This window comes from Rubritalea sp. (assembly GCF_039830215.1).
Taxonomy (GTDB): Bacteria; Verrucomicrobiota; Verrucomicrobiia; order Verrucomicrobiales; family Akkermansiaceae; genus Rubritalea.
On the sequence record NZ_JBDOPO010000326.1, the window covers coordinates 1 to 14,134 of the forward strand.

Here is a 14,134-nt window from a genome sequence, read left to right on the forward strand (position 1 = left end):
TATGCTGTCAGCGACTGGGCATTGCACTGAAAATCCAGCAGTAGGCTATCACCTTCGAGATCGAGGGATGTTGCTTGATAACATCTCCAATACAGCAAAAATATTTCTAGGCACACAAATCGGCTGTGCTCAATGCCACGACCACCCATTCGAGGATTTGACCCAAAAGCAATACTATCAACTTGCTGCGTTTGGTGCCAAGATCGACTATAAAAGCCAAGTTGCTCGCGAAAAAGTACGCCAGACGCTAGCCTTTAAGAACAACCAAACTACTACAAAAAAATCTACTCCCTTTAGTAAAAGAAACAGAAAGCAGCGTCAAAACCTATCCAAGACTGAAGCTCGTGATCTCTATTCTCTCTTTAAAGACTTTAACAAAAATGCAACCAGGTATGTGACCAGTAAGAATCTCAAACTACCTGCTGATTATATATACAATGATGGTAAACCTGGTGACATCGTTGCACCTCAATTACTCTTTGGCAGTATGCCAAAACCATCGGAAGGTTCTGAGGCTCCTCCACATGAGCAACTCGCTGCTTGGGTCACCTCGAAATCCAACCCGATGTTCACTCAAGTTTTTGCCAACAGACTATGGAGACACGCCCTCGGCTATGGACTAGTCGAGCCAGTAGATAACTGGACAGATCGCAGCAAGATGTCGCATCCCGATGTCTTAGATACTTTGGTGCAGATACTCCACGCCTCAGACTACGATACTCGTGAGCTTCTGAGGGTTATATACCACACGAAACTCTTCCAACGTGCTGCCTGTGACTTTGAAATTAGTGATGGCCGTGTTCACGACTTCAGGGGTCCTCTACTCAGACGTATGAGTGCTGAGCAAATTTACGACTCCTTGCTCACACTAGAAAGAGGTGATATAGATGGTTTTGAAAATAAATCCCAGCAGTTCAAATGGGATCAATATACCTCAGCAATCGACAAACTACTCACAGCCACCCCAGCCGAAATCATCAAGCTCGATGACCAAGCTGACATTGTAGAAGACGCTACTAAGAAGCTACAACAAACTGCCAGAAGTATCCGCCTCCAAAGGGATAAAGCTAATATGTCTGGCAACAAAAACGAGGCTGCAAAACTTGAGCGAGATCTCAACCGGCTCCAAAAAAAAATCAGGGAGGTCCGCGACAAAGTTCAAGCGGAGCAAAAGATGTTAATGAGCATGGTTCCCATGAGGAAGAGCAGAGCTAAAGAGGACAAGCTACTCCGTGCATCTGAAATGTCTTCTCCTTTCAAAGCTGGTAGTTTTCCTCGTGATTTTGGGGCATCTGACCGCATAACCACAGATTCTCAGCACACTAACGCATCCATACCACAAGCACTAGCAATGCTCAATGGACGACAGATAGAGCGTATCACCGACGAGAAAGGACAAATGGCACAGCAAATGAAATCAGCCCGCTCGGAAGAACAACGGCTCGATGTCCTTTTTCTCTCTATTTATAATAAATACCCATCAAAGCAGGAGCGTATCGACCTCAAATATGTTGGCCGAAGCCGTCAAGATATAAAGATACTAGCCAAGGCCATGCTCAACTCTAAGCGTTTTCTCTTCATCCAATAACAAATAACTTCCCACGCATTATGTCTGACCTCGACCGCCGCGCCTTCCTCGCCCGAACTGCACAAGCCTGCTTTGGAGTAACTCTGGGCGGTTCGATGGCCAGCCTTTTTAACTCACCACTGACTGCAGCAAATGCAACAATCAAAGCTGCAGGAGGAGCAAAGGCCAAACACATCATTTATCTCTTCATGTCTGGAGGCATGACCCACCTCGACACCTTTGACCCTAAATCTGAAGCTGGCTCCGACATTATGGGTGATACGCGTGCTATTGGCACCAATGTCGACGGTATTCAACTTGGCCATTGGTTACCAAAACTAGCGAAACAAGCTGACAAGCTTGCGATCATTCGCTCAATGAACTCGACCCAGGGAGCACATGGTCCTGGCCGTTACTTCATGCGTACTGGCTATTCTCCGCGTGCATCTATCGTGCATCCTACGGCTGGAGGGTGGGTTAACAAACTGAGCCCCACTCTAAACGAGACCTTACCATCCTATGTCACCATCAGTTGTGGAAATGATCACCCAGGCGCAGGATTTTTAGAGCCTAGCCTACAACCTCTTCCCGTTGGCAACCCGACTCAGGGTCTCAAAAACTCAGTAAAAGCACGCAAAGTCACTGAGTCAGATTTTAAGAAACAACTCCATCTTCGGAAAATGCTCGATGCTAAATTCGACGCGAAATACCATGATGGCCATAAGACTGTGAGAGCCTACAGCGAAGTGTACGATTCGGCTGTTAAACTCATGAAAAGTGAGGATCTAATCGCCTTTAACCTCTCTGACGAGACTCCCATAGCACACAAACTTTATGGTGACAGTCAGTTCGCTAAAGGCTGCATGCTAGCGAGACGTCTAGTAGAGAAAGGGGTGCGTTCGATTGAAGTCGAGCTTGGAGGTTTCGATTGGCACAACGACAATTTTCAACAAGCTGCAGAAAAGCTCCCAATACTAGATCAGGCAGTCTCAGCTCTACTCATTGATCTTAAAGCCAAGGGGATGCTAGACTCCACACTGGTCGTGCTAGCTACTGAATTTGGGCGAACACCAAAAGTAACTCCCGAAGGTGGGCGCAACCACTTCCCAAAAGCATTCTCGACCATCTTAGCTGGCGGAGGAATCAAAGGTGGAATGGTATATGGAGAGACTAATGCGACCGGTTCAAGTGTCGTAAAAGATCCAGTCAGCGCTGCGGACTTTAATGCTACTATTGGCCACGCCATGGGGCTAAAATATGACGAGACCATCTTCTCATCCAGCAAACGCCCCTTCAAAATGGCAGGGAGAAAAGGCAATGCGATAAAAAACATTTTTGTATGATACGCCATTAGTTTGCTAATTTTCGGCATACTCAGCCTCGCTATACAATAAAAGCATTTCTCACCTCGCGCTCACAGTATTTTTAACAATCTGAGGGACATCTCCGTTAAAACACATGGGGCGACCTTAGCTAAGTTTATATTACTGAATACTCAGCTATTGGCGGCGGTAGATATGAGCTAGCTCCACGCACGGCCGACCACTTAGCTGCAGCAGCCATGATGGCTGACCACCCAAACGAGGCTTGCACAGAAAACCTCTACAACCTTCCTTTCTTTATCCAAGCTAGCAGCAAGGAAGAGGCGCATCACGCATATTTAAAATTGCTGCGTAATGGGGAGCAACGCTCGATACACTAATAAAAGGAAACCGTGGTGACTATATAAGCAAACTATCATCTATCCTTACTTTGGCCACTGGCTGACAGCCAAGGACATTTAGGTTTACCATGCATGTCGAGCCTTGTCCGTAGCCAGAGCTGGCCCTACGCCCCTATGAAGATATTAGAGGAAACCTTTCTACACAGGCTTTAATGTGAAGCTACAAAAAGACCCAGGGTCTCGGATACTGTCGATGGCCAAAAAATCCTACTCGGATCAGATAATGCTGCCGCCATCATTCTACGCATTCGGGACCAACTGCTAGACCTAGACAAAGAAGTTATTGTAGGGAAAGAGCTATTCAAGGGGAAGTACCCACGATAGCAAAGAAGCTATCGGTGAAGCTCTCAAAAAAATTGATCTATCAAGCGTTGTCTCTGAGGAGCTAAAAGTGAAAATCTAATCAGAGTACTCTATCTCCGCCCTTGGAGCGCCCGCATCAGGGTGAGTTCGTCAGCATGCTCGAGTCCACCACCCGCAGGCATTCCTTGGGCGATCCGTGTGACACTACAATTTTTCTCAGACAACACCTCAGAAAGGTAGTTGGCTGTAGCTTCACCTTCCACATCGGAACTGAGAGCTAAAATTACCTCGACTTCGTATAACGACTCGACGCGTTTGAGTAGTTGGTTGATACGTAAATCTGACGGAGTTACATTATCCAGTGGTGAGAGTTTTCCTCCCAAGCAGTGATAATACCCACTAAATGCACCACTACGTTCTAAAGGTAAAACATCCGTTGCTTGCTCCACCACACAGACTAATTTGTCATCCCGGCTGTGATCATCACATACAGAACAGCCGTCATCCGTTGCAAAAAATCCGCAAGCTGGGCAAAGAGTCACATATTCATCAGCTTGGCTCAGTGCCTGAGCGAGTTCTAGCGGGTTACGTTTTTTGTGCTGGATCATCCAGACCGCCATCCTTTCGGCACTCCTTGGACCAACCCCTGGTAGACGCTTTAACTCAGCTATGAGTTCTTTAATTGGCTGTGGGTAATCTGCTCTCGACATAGCTTATTTGTCTTTCTTTTTCATTGGCCTGGGAACCATTTCCACTCTCATGCTTACTGCTTCCTTAGCTGTCACACCTACCTCACATGGCATGGCGTGTTGCCCACTATAAAGCATAGCGCATGCCCATGACCACAGCACCGCAATTCCCGTTACGACAGGTAACCAAAGTATCCCCCATAAAGCTAAACTCGGCATGAATCCTGCGAGTATGATCCCAGCCATCAGACCGATCAGCAAACGTCGCCACAACTGATCCGATGCTAAAGTAAAGTAAGCTACTCCCCAACTTACTATAAAGGCCACTAACCAATTCCATTCAGAGGAAATCACCTCTGGGTCTACCAAAAAAAAGGGCTCCCTTTCCCAAAATTGAGTCAATAAGCTAGTAGCCTCGTTTAGAAATCCCATCCTCTCCATGCTCACAGCTAGCACAGTTCCTGTCAGTGCACAAAGTAAAGCTGGCACTCTGACGGTGCCTACGGGGTTAGTAGTTTTGGATGACATGACGAATGTGTGCAACACTATAAGACTAGACTCAGAGGCAACTCAAGAGAATACCCCCCACTCAACTTAATCTAAAGTGAGATTTTCCCAACTCATCACAAATAGTTAATTTGTTAGTAGCGCATATCTCTATAAATGAGCATCTAAGAGTTTTAAACGACTTTTATCCTATCAATAGAAACAGCAAGATGCATCCTCAGACCTTACCTATGTGGCCACCTCAATGGGACATTACTAGATAGCGGCTACAATCACTCTCCCTAAAACCTTCAAAAAGGCAGGTTATAATACAGCTGACTTAGGCATGTGGCACCTCGGCATAGGTGAGCGAGTAATTCCAGTCGAGCTGAATAGTTAAGTCAAACCTGGTCCACTAGAGATCAGTTTTGGTTATTTTTTCTTACTACGAACCACCAACAATCGCCGGCCACTGAGCACTTCTAGCAAAGAAGCCGACAGCGGCAACGATTGTTCACAAATCTACCATAGTGGAAAATATCAAATCCACGAAGGGCGCATTCGCGTACCATTCATCGTGCAGTGGGAGGAAAAAAATCAAGCTAGGCAAGTCTGACGCCATAATTCATTAGATCTACTACCTTGCTAGCTTCGCTGAGCTATTAAGCGTCAAACGCGGAGCTGATGAAGCACGAGATAGTCAGAATGTACTTCCAGCTTTGCCAGGTTAAGACAGCAAAGAACTTCCATACATGCTTAAAGAAGCTGGGATTATTGCTCTGCGTAAAGACGACTAGAAATACATCCCCGCTCGAAAGACTAAAAAAGGAAAGAATGCCCCGTCCGCACAACCCTACGACCTAGCTACTGACCTAGCTACTGACCTAGCTTAGCAAAAGAGCATCACTACTGACAGGCCTGACAAAGTCAAAGAACACGCCCTTCTATACATGAAACTCAGTAAAGCAAAAGTTGGCGTTACCGCTGGAGATAAGTAGGCAAATTCTAGTCATATTCTTTAAAGATCAATTGGCTAGTGTGTCAATTGAGCTTTTTTGTATTCCTCTAGCCGACCCAAGCCGAGCTAAGCAATTCGGATAATCGCTCATGGCTGGTTGCTGAGCTCTTAGCGATGAACCCAGATTTATGAGCAAAATGCACGTCGTCACAAGAGTCAACTCTCGTAAAATCTAGACGTAAGTCATCGTTATAGCGGGACAAAGCATAACCTGTACCACGTCGATCAGGATACACCATAGCCACACATTCGAGCCCTTTACTTTCGATATATCTGCCCAGGCCAGCGGATGGTTCCCCCGTCATAGGATCAACTCTAGGAATGAATATCACTTTAAATTTTTGATCAATATCCCAAATTTCAGCCTGTTGGTCGATTTCCATCATACGCTCACGCATGCCTTTAAGAAAGTTTACCATATCCTCACCTATCATGCGCATCACCTCGTACACTGGCTGACCAGCCTCATGCTTTTCCTGTTTAGCAAAACGCCTCAATAGGGTGATATCGACTGGAGAATTGAGCTTAGCCATAGCTGATCGCTCAATACCTAACCATCTCGCTGTTTTTACAGCTCCGCGTGTATCTAACCATTCTGAAGTTTCTAGCCAATCGCAATACTGTCTAGCTTCTTCATAAAGACTTAAATGGCGAAGCACTAAGCTCAATGCGCAAGTTGGATCATGATCAGCTGGGAATTGATGGTGATCGAAATTCATCCTCGTAGGCTCATGCTCACCGCCTACATCCAACACGGCGATGGATGCATTTGCCACATCCTCATCTCTTGGTTCTTTCCGCAGAATAGGAACTCCGTACTCATAAATCATAAGACTACAGGCTAGGAAATCATCTTTATGTGCACCACCTGGATGGGTGATGATGTGCTTAATACTCATGTGCGAAACATCATACGGTTTACTAGAATGTCAATGGTGCGCACTTGTAAATAGGTAAATCACTGACAAATTAGGGCACATTGAATTACCCCGCTCATCTCACACTCAAAGCCCCCTATGCAGCACCTCTCATCTCAAATTTATTGGGAGAATTTGCGGAAGGAACCAGTAACTACCTTCAAACCCTATTTCCTCCCCACGGCAGACTCATGCGACGTGACCGCGATAACGTTAGCGATGTCCCCCAAGCTTTATAAAGGCCAAATCAGGCTCAATCCCAAGTGTCGATGCTGTGCAGGGATCCGCAATTGATATTTTCTACGACTACTTTCTCAGTAAGCACAGAAATAGCACTTACCCAATTGGTCATGCCACATACACCGTATCAATTTACCAATCTTAAATACACATCCACAATCGTGGATTAGAAAATTCAAGTGGGCCTACCCGTATATACTCAAATAGTAATTGTTGAGGAGCTATCAGTCCACTGATGGTGGAGAACTCCAAGCTGACACACGTGGACAGTCATAGATAAAATCCAGCCCCCATAGATTGAACTACAGACCTAAGCTCTCACTATTTCGCGTTTGAGGAAATTTCACCCAGTGTATACCTAAGGCTAACGGAATAAGCACACAAACCACACCGAAAAAATTAATTCACGACTTCCATGCATTCTCTCCAACGCTCGGCAAATGCCGGATTATCTTCAGACAATATCTCAGCACCAACACGAGCCTTGGAGTTCAACCCAGTCAAGTAAGTGTAGGCTACTAGCTGTTCACGCCGTTGAAATTTCTCATCATCACTCAATTGGCTGATAGAAATTTTCTTATGTATCGCTATCATGGTGTATGGGGATAAATCCCTCCAAACTAACAATTTTTCTTTATTCTTGGCCTCAACTAATAAGCCTTCACGTTTTGCTCCAAGTAATTTTTCGTACTCAACCATTCCATCCAATCGGCGCACAACAAAATCAGCCGATTTACCATCAAGAGCCGCAGTGGTTGATTTATACAGGGCTGCTACATTTTCAACTAGATATAGAATATTTTTTCTCCACAATTTATCTTCAGCATTGATCGCGCTCACGTTCTTGAGCTCCCTAATCACGCTATGAAAGTCATGTTGTTCCAAAGCTATTAACGAGTTTCGCTTTGCAGCTCTCCATTGTTGCTTATTCCTTTCTAGTTGCTCGATTTGAGCAGCAATGGCTCGTTCAGCCTTCCTTTCAATCTGCTGCATAGCAGCATTTATCTGACGCTGCCACTGAAGGGTATTGAAAGGTGCACGCCCTTTGGTTTTGAGATCATTCCTAGCTGTGAGAACCTCCACTAGTGCTTTTTTAGCCTCATCCACCGTCTTCGGTTCGAAGCCTTTTCTAAGTGGGCTTAGTAATTTCAAGTCAGATAAATAGGCGTCACACATTTGCTGATAGTACTCTAAGCCAGCTTGATCAGAATCCGTATTAGCTTGTTTTAGAGCCAAAAACAAAATCTCAGCATCTTGCCATAGCCCTTGGTCCCATTCCTTCAAGGCTGAAGCAAATAAGATCATGATGTCCAAATCATCATTCAGTTGGCTGACTTGATCTAGCTGAATGGACTTCAGCGCAAGCAGCTGCTCCATAGCTTTCTTTAATTTCTTATCAACTGGGGATAGCTGCTCCGTTTCTGACTTTGCTTGAATCTTTAAGATCTCCCGAAGAGCATCTCTAGCATTTTGAGATTCGCCCCCAAGCCACGCTGAAATAGCTGAACGCATTCCTGTCCAGTACATCGTTTCACTCTCAACCGATTTATTTTTGGCTAACTGAAGATAGCGCTCATGTGCTAACATGTATTTCCCTTGGGTCAAAAATGTCTGAGCATTGCGTAACTCCGCAGCGATTAGCACACGCATTGCTTCATCGTTCACCGCTGGATCCTCAACAGATTCAACTACTTCAACATCATCCTCCAGTGACTGCACTACTTTTTGGAAAGTCGTCTCAGTAGTCATCACTACTACTGCTATGATAATTGCCGCCACAACTACTGCCGCGATAATTAATGGATTTGAACTTTTTCGTTCTCTTTGGACGCGTCGACTTTGAGTGGGTTCAGAAAGTTCTTCAGGCTCATTGCCTGTACGAAAATACATTTCAACCTGGCGCAAGGCGGCAAGGAATTCGTCATAACTCTGAAAGCGCTCATTCTCGTCAAATGCCATGGCTTTATCGATTACTTCCGACAAAAATGGACTCACATCAGTGGTAACCTTACTCAGTCTTGCCACAGAAGTCTTGATCTTTAGCAACTCAGTCGTCGACCGTGTTTCAGTGGTGAACGGAGCCTTACCTGACAATGCATGGTAGAGAGTTGCGCCAAGTGCATAAATATCGCTACGTAAATCTTCTTCGCGTAATTCTAAAGTTTCAGGTGGAACATAGTAAGGAGTTGCCCAAATTTCATCCGCCACAGCTTTGCCGCCAGAAGTCATCAAAGCGAGGCCGAAATCAACAATCTTAGCATGTCCATTACCGTCTATGAGGATATTACCAGGCTTCATATCACGGTGAATAAGCCCCTCTAGGTGTGCTGCTTTTAAACCTTCAACAATTTCAATCGCTAGACGAGTCACCATCTCTTCAGACAGCTTCCCATCTTTTTGCATGAGCTGCTCTAGACTGTCGCCCACCACCAACTCCATCGCTATATAGTAACGATTGAAGGCTTGGCCAACAGTGTAGACACGTACCACGTTCGGGTGACTGATCGAAGCTGTAATTTTCGCCTCTTTTTCAAATTCTTCGATACGCTTAGCGTCTCGAGAGTAATCCTCATTCAGCAACTTGATGGCGACTTTACGCCCGAGAGTCTTGTCTCTTGCAGCAAACACCAAACTCATCCCACCTGAGCCCTGACGCCTTAAAATCTCATATGCTCCAATCTGGCACTTCACATGAGAAAGCTCACCACAATTAGGGCATTGCACATTTGTGTATGGAGGAAGTGTCGACACGTCCATAGCTTCGCCACAGGAACTGCAGCTCTCAACCTCGATCTCTAACGGGATATCCTCCATTGCGAGTGACACTAGGAATAAAATTCTCATATGGCACTGAAAAACTTTAGAAATCGGAAGTTTTTTCTGGCGTCCCACAGATTCTGACAAATCATCAGCACATGAAGATCCAAGTGGACGACAATACAGGTAAACGGCTCGATGTATTTTTGAGCACACAGTTACCGGAGCTCTCACGGGCTAGAATCCAGTCGTTACTCAAATCGGGAGACATTTTAGTCAATGGTCAAAAGGCAAAAGCCAAGAACTCCACCCAAGTTGGCGATTCAATTTTGGTGAATATACCCGAGCCTAAATCCGACACAGCTGAGCCCGAGGATATTCCAATAGAAGTCATTTACGAGGACGAAGACCTCATCGCCATCAACAAAACTTCTGGACTAGTAGTGCACCCAGCTGCAGGCAATGCCACAGGCACACTCGTCAACGCTTTGCTACATCATTGTGAAGGAAAGCTGGCTGGTATCGCGGGGGTGGAGCGCCCCGGCATCGTTCACCGTCTAGACAAAGACACGTCAGGCTGTATCGTCGTCGCCAAGACCGACAATGCCCACGTTGACATCGTACAACAATTCAAAGATCGCACAACTAAGAAACAATACCTAGCAGTCGTTAATGGCGTTCCAAATAAAGACAAAGACAGCATTTTTACTCAAATTGGACGCCACCCAGTCAATCGCCTAAAGATGGCAGTCGTCAACCCTGGCTCAGGAAAGCCAGCAATCACCGACTACACCAATTTAGGTACCGACGACGCCAGCAACAGCTCACTGATCCATTGTGACCTTCACACTGGGAGAACTCACCAGATTCGCGTGCATATGCTGTATCTAGGTTGCCCCATCCTTGGAGATCCTATCTACGCTAAACCAAATAGGCAAAAAGCCCAACCCGGCAGACTCATGCTCCACGCACGTTGCCTCAGTATAACCCACCCTCGCAGTGGCAAGCGCCTCACATTTCATGCCCCCCTACCTGCAGCATTTCTACCGTGGACTGACAGGTTCCTCCATGGTGTCGGTGAAGATTAGCTGCATCACAGCCGCGCCCGCTTTTCCATCACTTGGCTACAAAACTTTTCACTTCCCCTTGAAACGAACTTCCCCTACAAGCCTCTGCAACACAATGAGAAGAAACCTACGCACCTACATCTCACTCATTCTTATCGCCTTACCCTCCACACTTCTTGCTCAAGAAGTCAAAGAACCTGTGCGCCCTGGAACGATTCTCCTCTCAGCTTACCAAACTGTCTCTAACGCTGAAAAGCTTGAGGAAGAAGAAGCATTCAAAGATGCTTGGAATAAATACCATCAAGCCCTGCGCTATTACGAGTCACTCGCTGCTGCCCATCCAGCATGGAAACCTCATATCGTCCATGGCCGTATTGAAAAAACAAAGGGAGCGATCAAGCGTGTGGAACCAGAAGCTCAGAAAGCTTTCATGGCCGAGCAAGCCAAACTCCAACACTTGGTCATCGGAGAAGCATCCCAAAAGACTCTTCCCAACTCGGCTCCTCTGCATAGCAACAAAGGAGATCTCAAACAGCTCACACAACTCAACAACAGGGTCAACCGCCAACAAATTGAGCTAGAATCTTTAAAAAATAAACACACTGCGGAGAAGCTCAAATACACTCAACGCATCAACAAACTCCAAACAGAGCTGCGTAAAAACCAACAAGGACTTGGCAAGGAAAGCACGCAGACCCGTATGCTGAATGGTGAAATTGCACGCCTCCAACAAGAACTTAGGAAAAGTCAGCAACTTGGTAAAAATGACCAACAGAAACTACTTTCGAGTATTGAGGAATTACAACGCACACGCACAGTTCTCGCTACTGCACCATTGCGTGCGGATGTAGACAAGCTGAAACTTGAAAATAAAAGACAACAGGAAGAATTGATCCTGCTAGCCAAGGCTCACCGTAACGCTAAAAAATCTCTTGAAATAAAAACTCTTGAGAACCAAAAGCTCCTCAGAGAAACCAAGCTAACCAAAAACCTTTTAGCTCAGAGAACCGAGGACCTCGAAGCATCGCAGACAAACACAAAGGCAGTAGTCTCGAATATGCGTAAAGAAATCAACGCTCTCAAAGTCAAGTTAGCTGAAGCAAATGCTATCATCAATTCGCAAAAACGCGAAATGTCCGAACTCATTGAGCGACTTGCCGAGTCAGACTCCCTCAGCGAGGAACTTCGTCAAGACCTCGCTGACATGACAACAGAACGTGATCAATTGAGCCAAATGCTCAAACTCAGCGATGCGGACAGAGCCAAGGAACTAATGAAAGAGAACCTGCGGTTAGGTCGCGAACTTAGCACTGCTAAACAACACCTCGCCCAACTCAACTCCGACAAGAACGCAGCGCTCGATAGAGTCACTCAAGCGGAAAACGATGTAGCCATTGCTAAACACCAACTCATAATAAAACGTAAAGAAAACATCCAGTTTCGCAAACGGGTCAGCAACCTAGAATCCACACTCAAAGCCACTCGGGAACAACTCGCTGTTAAAGCTAGTCAGCCACTAGCCGACGAAACTGCACGCGAAGAAGCCGAGCTACTTAAGAAAACTGTCAACCGCCTCATCGCCCAGTCCTCACGACGCGCCCAGGCCGAACGCCTACTGTGGAATGAGTACCAGCGCTCAGCTGTACCCAATCCTGATTTCGAAAAAGAATACCTCGCAGCCGGTGGGGAGCAACTTCAGCTTACTCAGCGAGAGCGAGACATGCTCCTAGAGCACAAGTCCGAAGGAACGCTCCACAGCCCACTTAGCAGAAGTAATAGACAAAGCCAAGATCTAGCTCAAGCTGTCGCCAAAGAAAAGATCGGCACCTATCACGCTATCGCCAGACGACTGGTTGAGAAAAACAACCTAGACTTCGCCAAAGACATCTATGATGAAGCGTACGATGCCATTCCTGACTATAGCTTCCTAATCAATCGAGGAGTAATCCGGATGCGCCTTGGGGAAGTAGAAGATGCCGAAGCGATCTTTGAATTAGGTACTTCCCTGCGTCCAAGAAGCCCATACACACACTTTATGCTAGGCATGTCACGCTACCACCAAAACAATGACGACTTAGCAGCCCAATCAATCGACCGAGCAATTGACCTCAAACCTGACTACAAAGAAGCATTCCTCTACCGAGGCATCATTGAAGCTCAGAATAGTCGTTACTCTAAGGCCCTAGACCTCTTCCAAAGTGCCGTTGAGCTCGATCCTGAATATCCGGCGGCCTACTACAACATAGCTCAAGTACATTTCCTCAATGCCGATAAGAACAAAGCCAAAAAGTCATACAACGATGGTCTTCGTGCGGGCTTAGCTCCTAATCTCGAGTTCGAACGCAAGCTCGGATTCGACAAATCGGCTCGATAACCGCTGACTCACTTAGTCTGCATAAAGCGAGTTCACAGATCTAGTTTTCACCCTGGTCCTAGCCCTGAAGTCATGCGCTTCACCTTAGTACTATAAAAGTATTGAACGTCAATTGGCTGAATAATCCTGGTTTAATGTTTACCTTGTTAACCCGAAGTCTGATAGGATCATTCTAGGTACTTTGGCTTAGCGCTCTGAGCTGGGCTGATAGAGCTTCACATAGCTTTTCCGTTCTCAGCACAACATTTTTTTACTGGCTGAGACGAGCGGCTAGCTTAAATCCTATTAACTTTTGGGTCAGAGTGCCAAAATCAAGGATTCTGAATGATCTTGTTTGCTCACGCCCTTGAAGCCTTTACCGAGGTTTAGCAACTTCTTACACGCTTTGAATTGGGTCTCGATATCGCAGCGCAGTGCATAGATTTCCAAGAGTTCCCTAGAGGTTACATCAGGGCTAATATTAGTGAGGTGGAGTATATGCCATCTATCGGGCACAAGGTATTGAGAGCCAGCGCAAACTTTGCACTCGGCCTTACCAGCTCTGCGTCTTTGTTTAGCGGTCTTCCTGTCCGATCTTACAGCGACGCCCACGTATCGCGCATCTACCATCTGAGACAGCCTTATCAATAAAGTTGTTAGATGGAGATTGAAGGCGCTTTTCTAACGAGAATCCGTTGCTAAAGTAATTGCACATTGCCAGGATCAAGCGTGAGCCAGAATACAGATATTCCACCTGTGAGCTTAAAGCTCTCAGAGACGAAGTAGCCATATCTAGAACAACATATCTCTAGGCTTCATTGGGTTGAGCCGATACTTACCTATTGATTTATCTTAATAATTTCCATGCGTAAACCTCTCATGGACAGGCGCTCATTATTAATGGGGCGGAAAATTAGGCAGCATAGGATATTTTTGATGAGTTGAAGTATTTCTGAATCCTCGTCTGCCTCTTAGCCAAACTCCTGACTTGAGTTTTAACCTGCTCCTTGAATT

The 14,134-nt window shown here is 46.0% G+C and carries 9 protein-coding genes; 4 read left to right on the plus strand and 5 right to left on the minus strand.

Translation table 11 applies throughout. The features are described from left to right. A partial coding sequence (locus ABGY95_RS10960; RefSeq protein ID WP_347441722.1) for a DUF1553 domain-containing protein occupies positions 1–1,588 on the plus strand: 1,588 nt, incomplete at its 5' end. A gap of 20 nt (positions 1,589–1,608) precedes the next feature. Next, positions 1,609–2,910, plus strand: coding sequence for a DUF1501 domain-containing protein (locus tag ABGY95_RS10965; RefSeq protein WP_347441723.1), 1,302 nt, complete (start codon positions 1,609–1,611; stop codon positions 2,908–2,910). A 793-nt stretch (positions 2,911–3,703) separates the two neighbouring features. Here ABGY95_RS10965 and recR read toward each other — a convergent pair. The 4 genes from recR to ABGY95_RS10985 all read right to left on the minus strand — a co-directional run bounded on the left by recR (position 3,704) and on the right by ABGY95_RS10985 (position 9,787). Further along, the gene (gene recR / locus ABGY95_RS10970; RefSeq protein WP_347441724.1) at positions 3,704–4,303 is read right to left on the minus strand and encodes a recombination mediator RecR; all 600 of its coding nucleotides are present in this window, start codon (positions 4,301–4,303) and stop codon (positions 3,704–3,706) included. A gap of 3 nt (positions 4,304–4,306) precedes the next feature. Continuing rightward, positions 4,307–4,810, minus strand: coding sequence for a hypothetical protein (locus ABGY95_RS10975; RefSeq protein ID WP_347441725.1), 504 nt, complete (start codon positions 4,808–4,810; stop codon positions 4,307–4,309). Between the two features lie 1,023 nt (positions 4,811–5,833). Continuing rightward, entirely contained in the window at positions 5,834–6,685 is an 852-nt protein-coding gene (locus ABGY95_RS10980; RefSeq protein ID WP_347441726.1) for an MYG1 family protein, read from the minus strand. A gap of 657 nt (positions 6,686–7,342) precedes the next feature. Further along, positions 7,343–9,787 (minus strand): protein kinase, encoded by a 2,445-nt coding sequence (locus ABGY95_RS10985; protein WP_347441727.1) that lies wholly within the window; start codon positions 9,785–9,787, stop codon positions 7,343–7,345. 71 nt (positions 9,788–9,858) lie between these two features. Between ABGY95_RS10985 and ABGY95_RS10990 the strand changes: the two genes are divergently transcribed. Next, positions 9,859–10,788 (plus strand): RluA family pseudouridine synthase, encoded by a 930-nt coding sequence (locus ABGY95_RS10990; protein ID WP_347441728.1) that lies wholly within the window; start codon positions 9,859–9,861, stop codon positions 10,786–10,788. A 94-nt stretch (positions 10,789–10,882) separates the two neighbouring features. Continuing rightward, positions 10,883–13,141 (plus strand): tetratricopeptide repeat protein, encoded by a 2,259-nt coding sequence (locus ABGY95_RS10995; RefSeq protein WP_347441729.1) that lies wholly within the window; start codon positions 10,883–10,885, stop codon positions 13,139–13,141. A gap of 553 nt (positions 13,142–13,694) precedes the next feature. Here the strand turns inward: ABGY95_RS10995 and ABGY95_RS11000 are convergent. Continuing rightward, the gene (locus ABGY95_RS11000) at positions 13,695–13,835 is read right to left on the minus strand and encodes a hypothetical protein (protein ID WP_347441730.1); all 141 of its coding nucleotides are present in this window, start codon (positions 13,833–13,835) and stop codon (positions 13,695–13,697) included. Positions 13,836–14,134: the final 299 nt, after the last annotated feature.

What these genes read in the sequence shown, in the direction of transcription:
- ABGY95_RS10965 (WP_347441723.1), top strand. Translation starts at nt 1,609, where the DNA reads ATGTCTGACCTCGACCGCCGCGCCTTCCTCGCCCGAACTGCACAAGCC.
- recR (WP_347441724.1), bottom strand. Translation starts at nt 4,303, where the DNA reads ATGTCGAGAGCAGATTACCCACAGCCAATTAAAGAACTCATAGCTGAG.
- ABGY95_RS10975 (WP_347441725.1), bottom strand. Translation starts at nt 4,810, where the DNA reads ATGTCATCCAAAACTACTAACCCCGTAGGCACCGTCAGAGTGCCAGCT.
- ABGY95_RS10980 (WP_347441726.1), bottom strand. Translation starts at nt 6,685, where the DNA reads ATGAGTATTAAGCACATCATCACCCATCCAGGTGGTGCACATAAAGAT.
- ABGY95_RS10985 (WP_347441727.1), bottom strand. Translation starts at nt 9,787, where the DNA reads ATGAGAATTTTATTCCTAGTGTCACTCGCAATGGAGGATATCCCGTTA.
- ABGY95_RS10990 (WP_347441728.1), top strand. Translation starts at nt 9,859, where the DNA reads ATGAAGATCCAAGTGGACGACAATACAGGTAAACGGCTCGATGTATTT.
- ABGY95_RS10995 (WP_347441729.1), top strand. Translation starts at nt 10,883, where the DNA reads ATGAGAAGAAACCTACGCACCTACATCTCACTCATTCTTATCGCCTTA.
- ABGY95_RS11000 (WP_347441730.1), bottom strand. Translation starts at nt 13,835, where the DNA reads ATGTGCAATTACTTTAGCAACGGATTCTCGTTAGAAAAGCGCCTTCAA.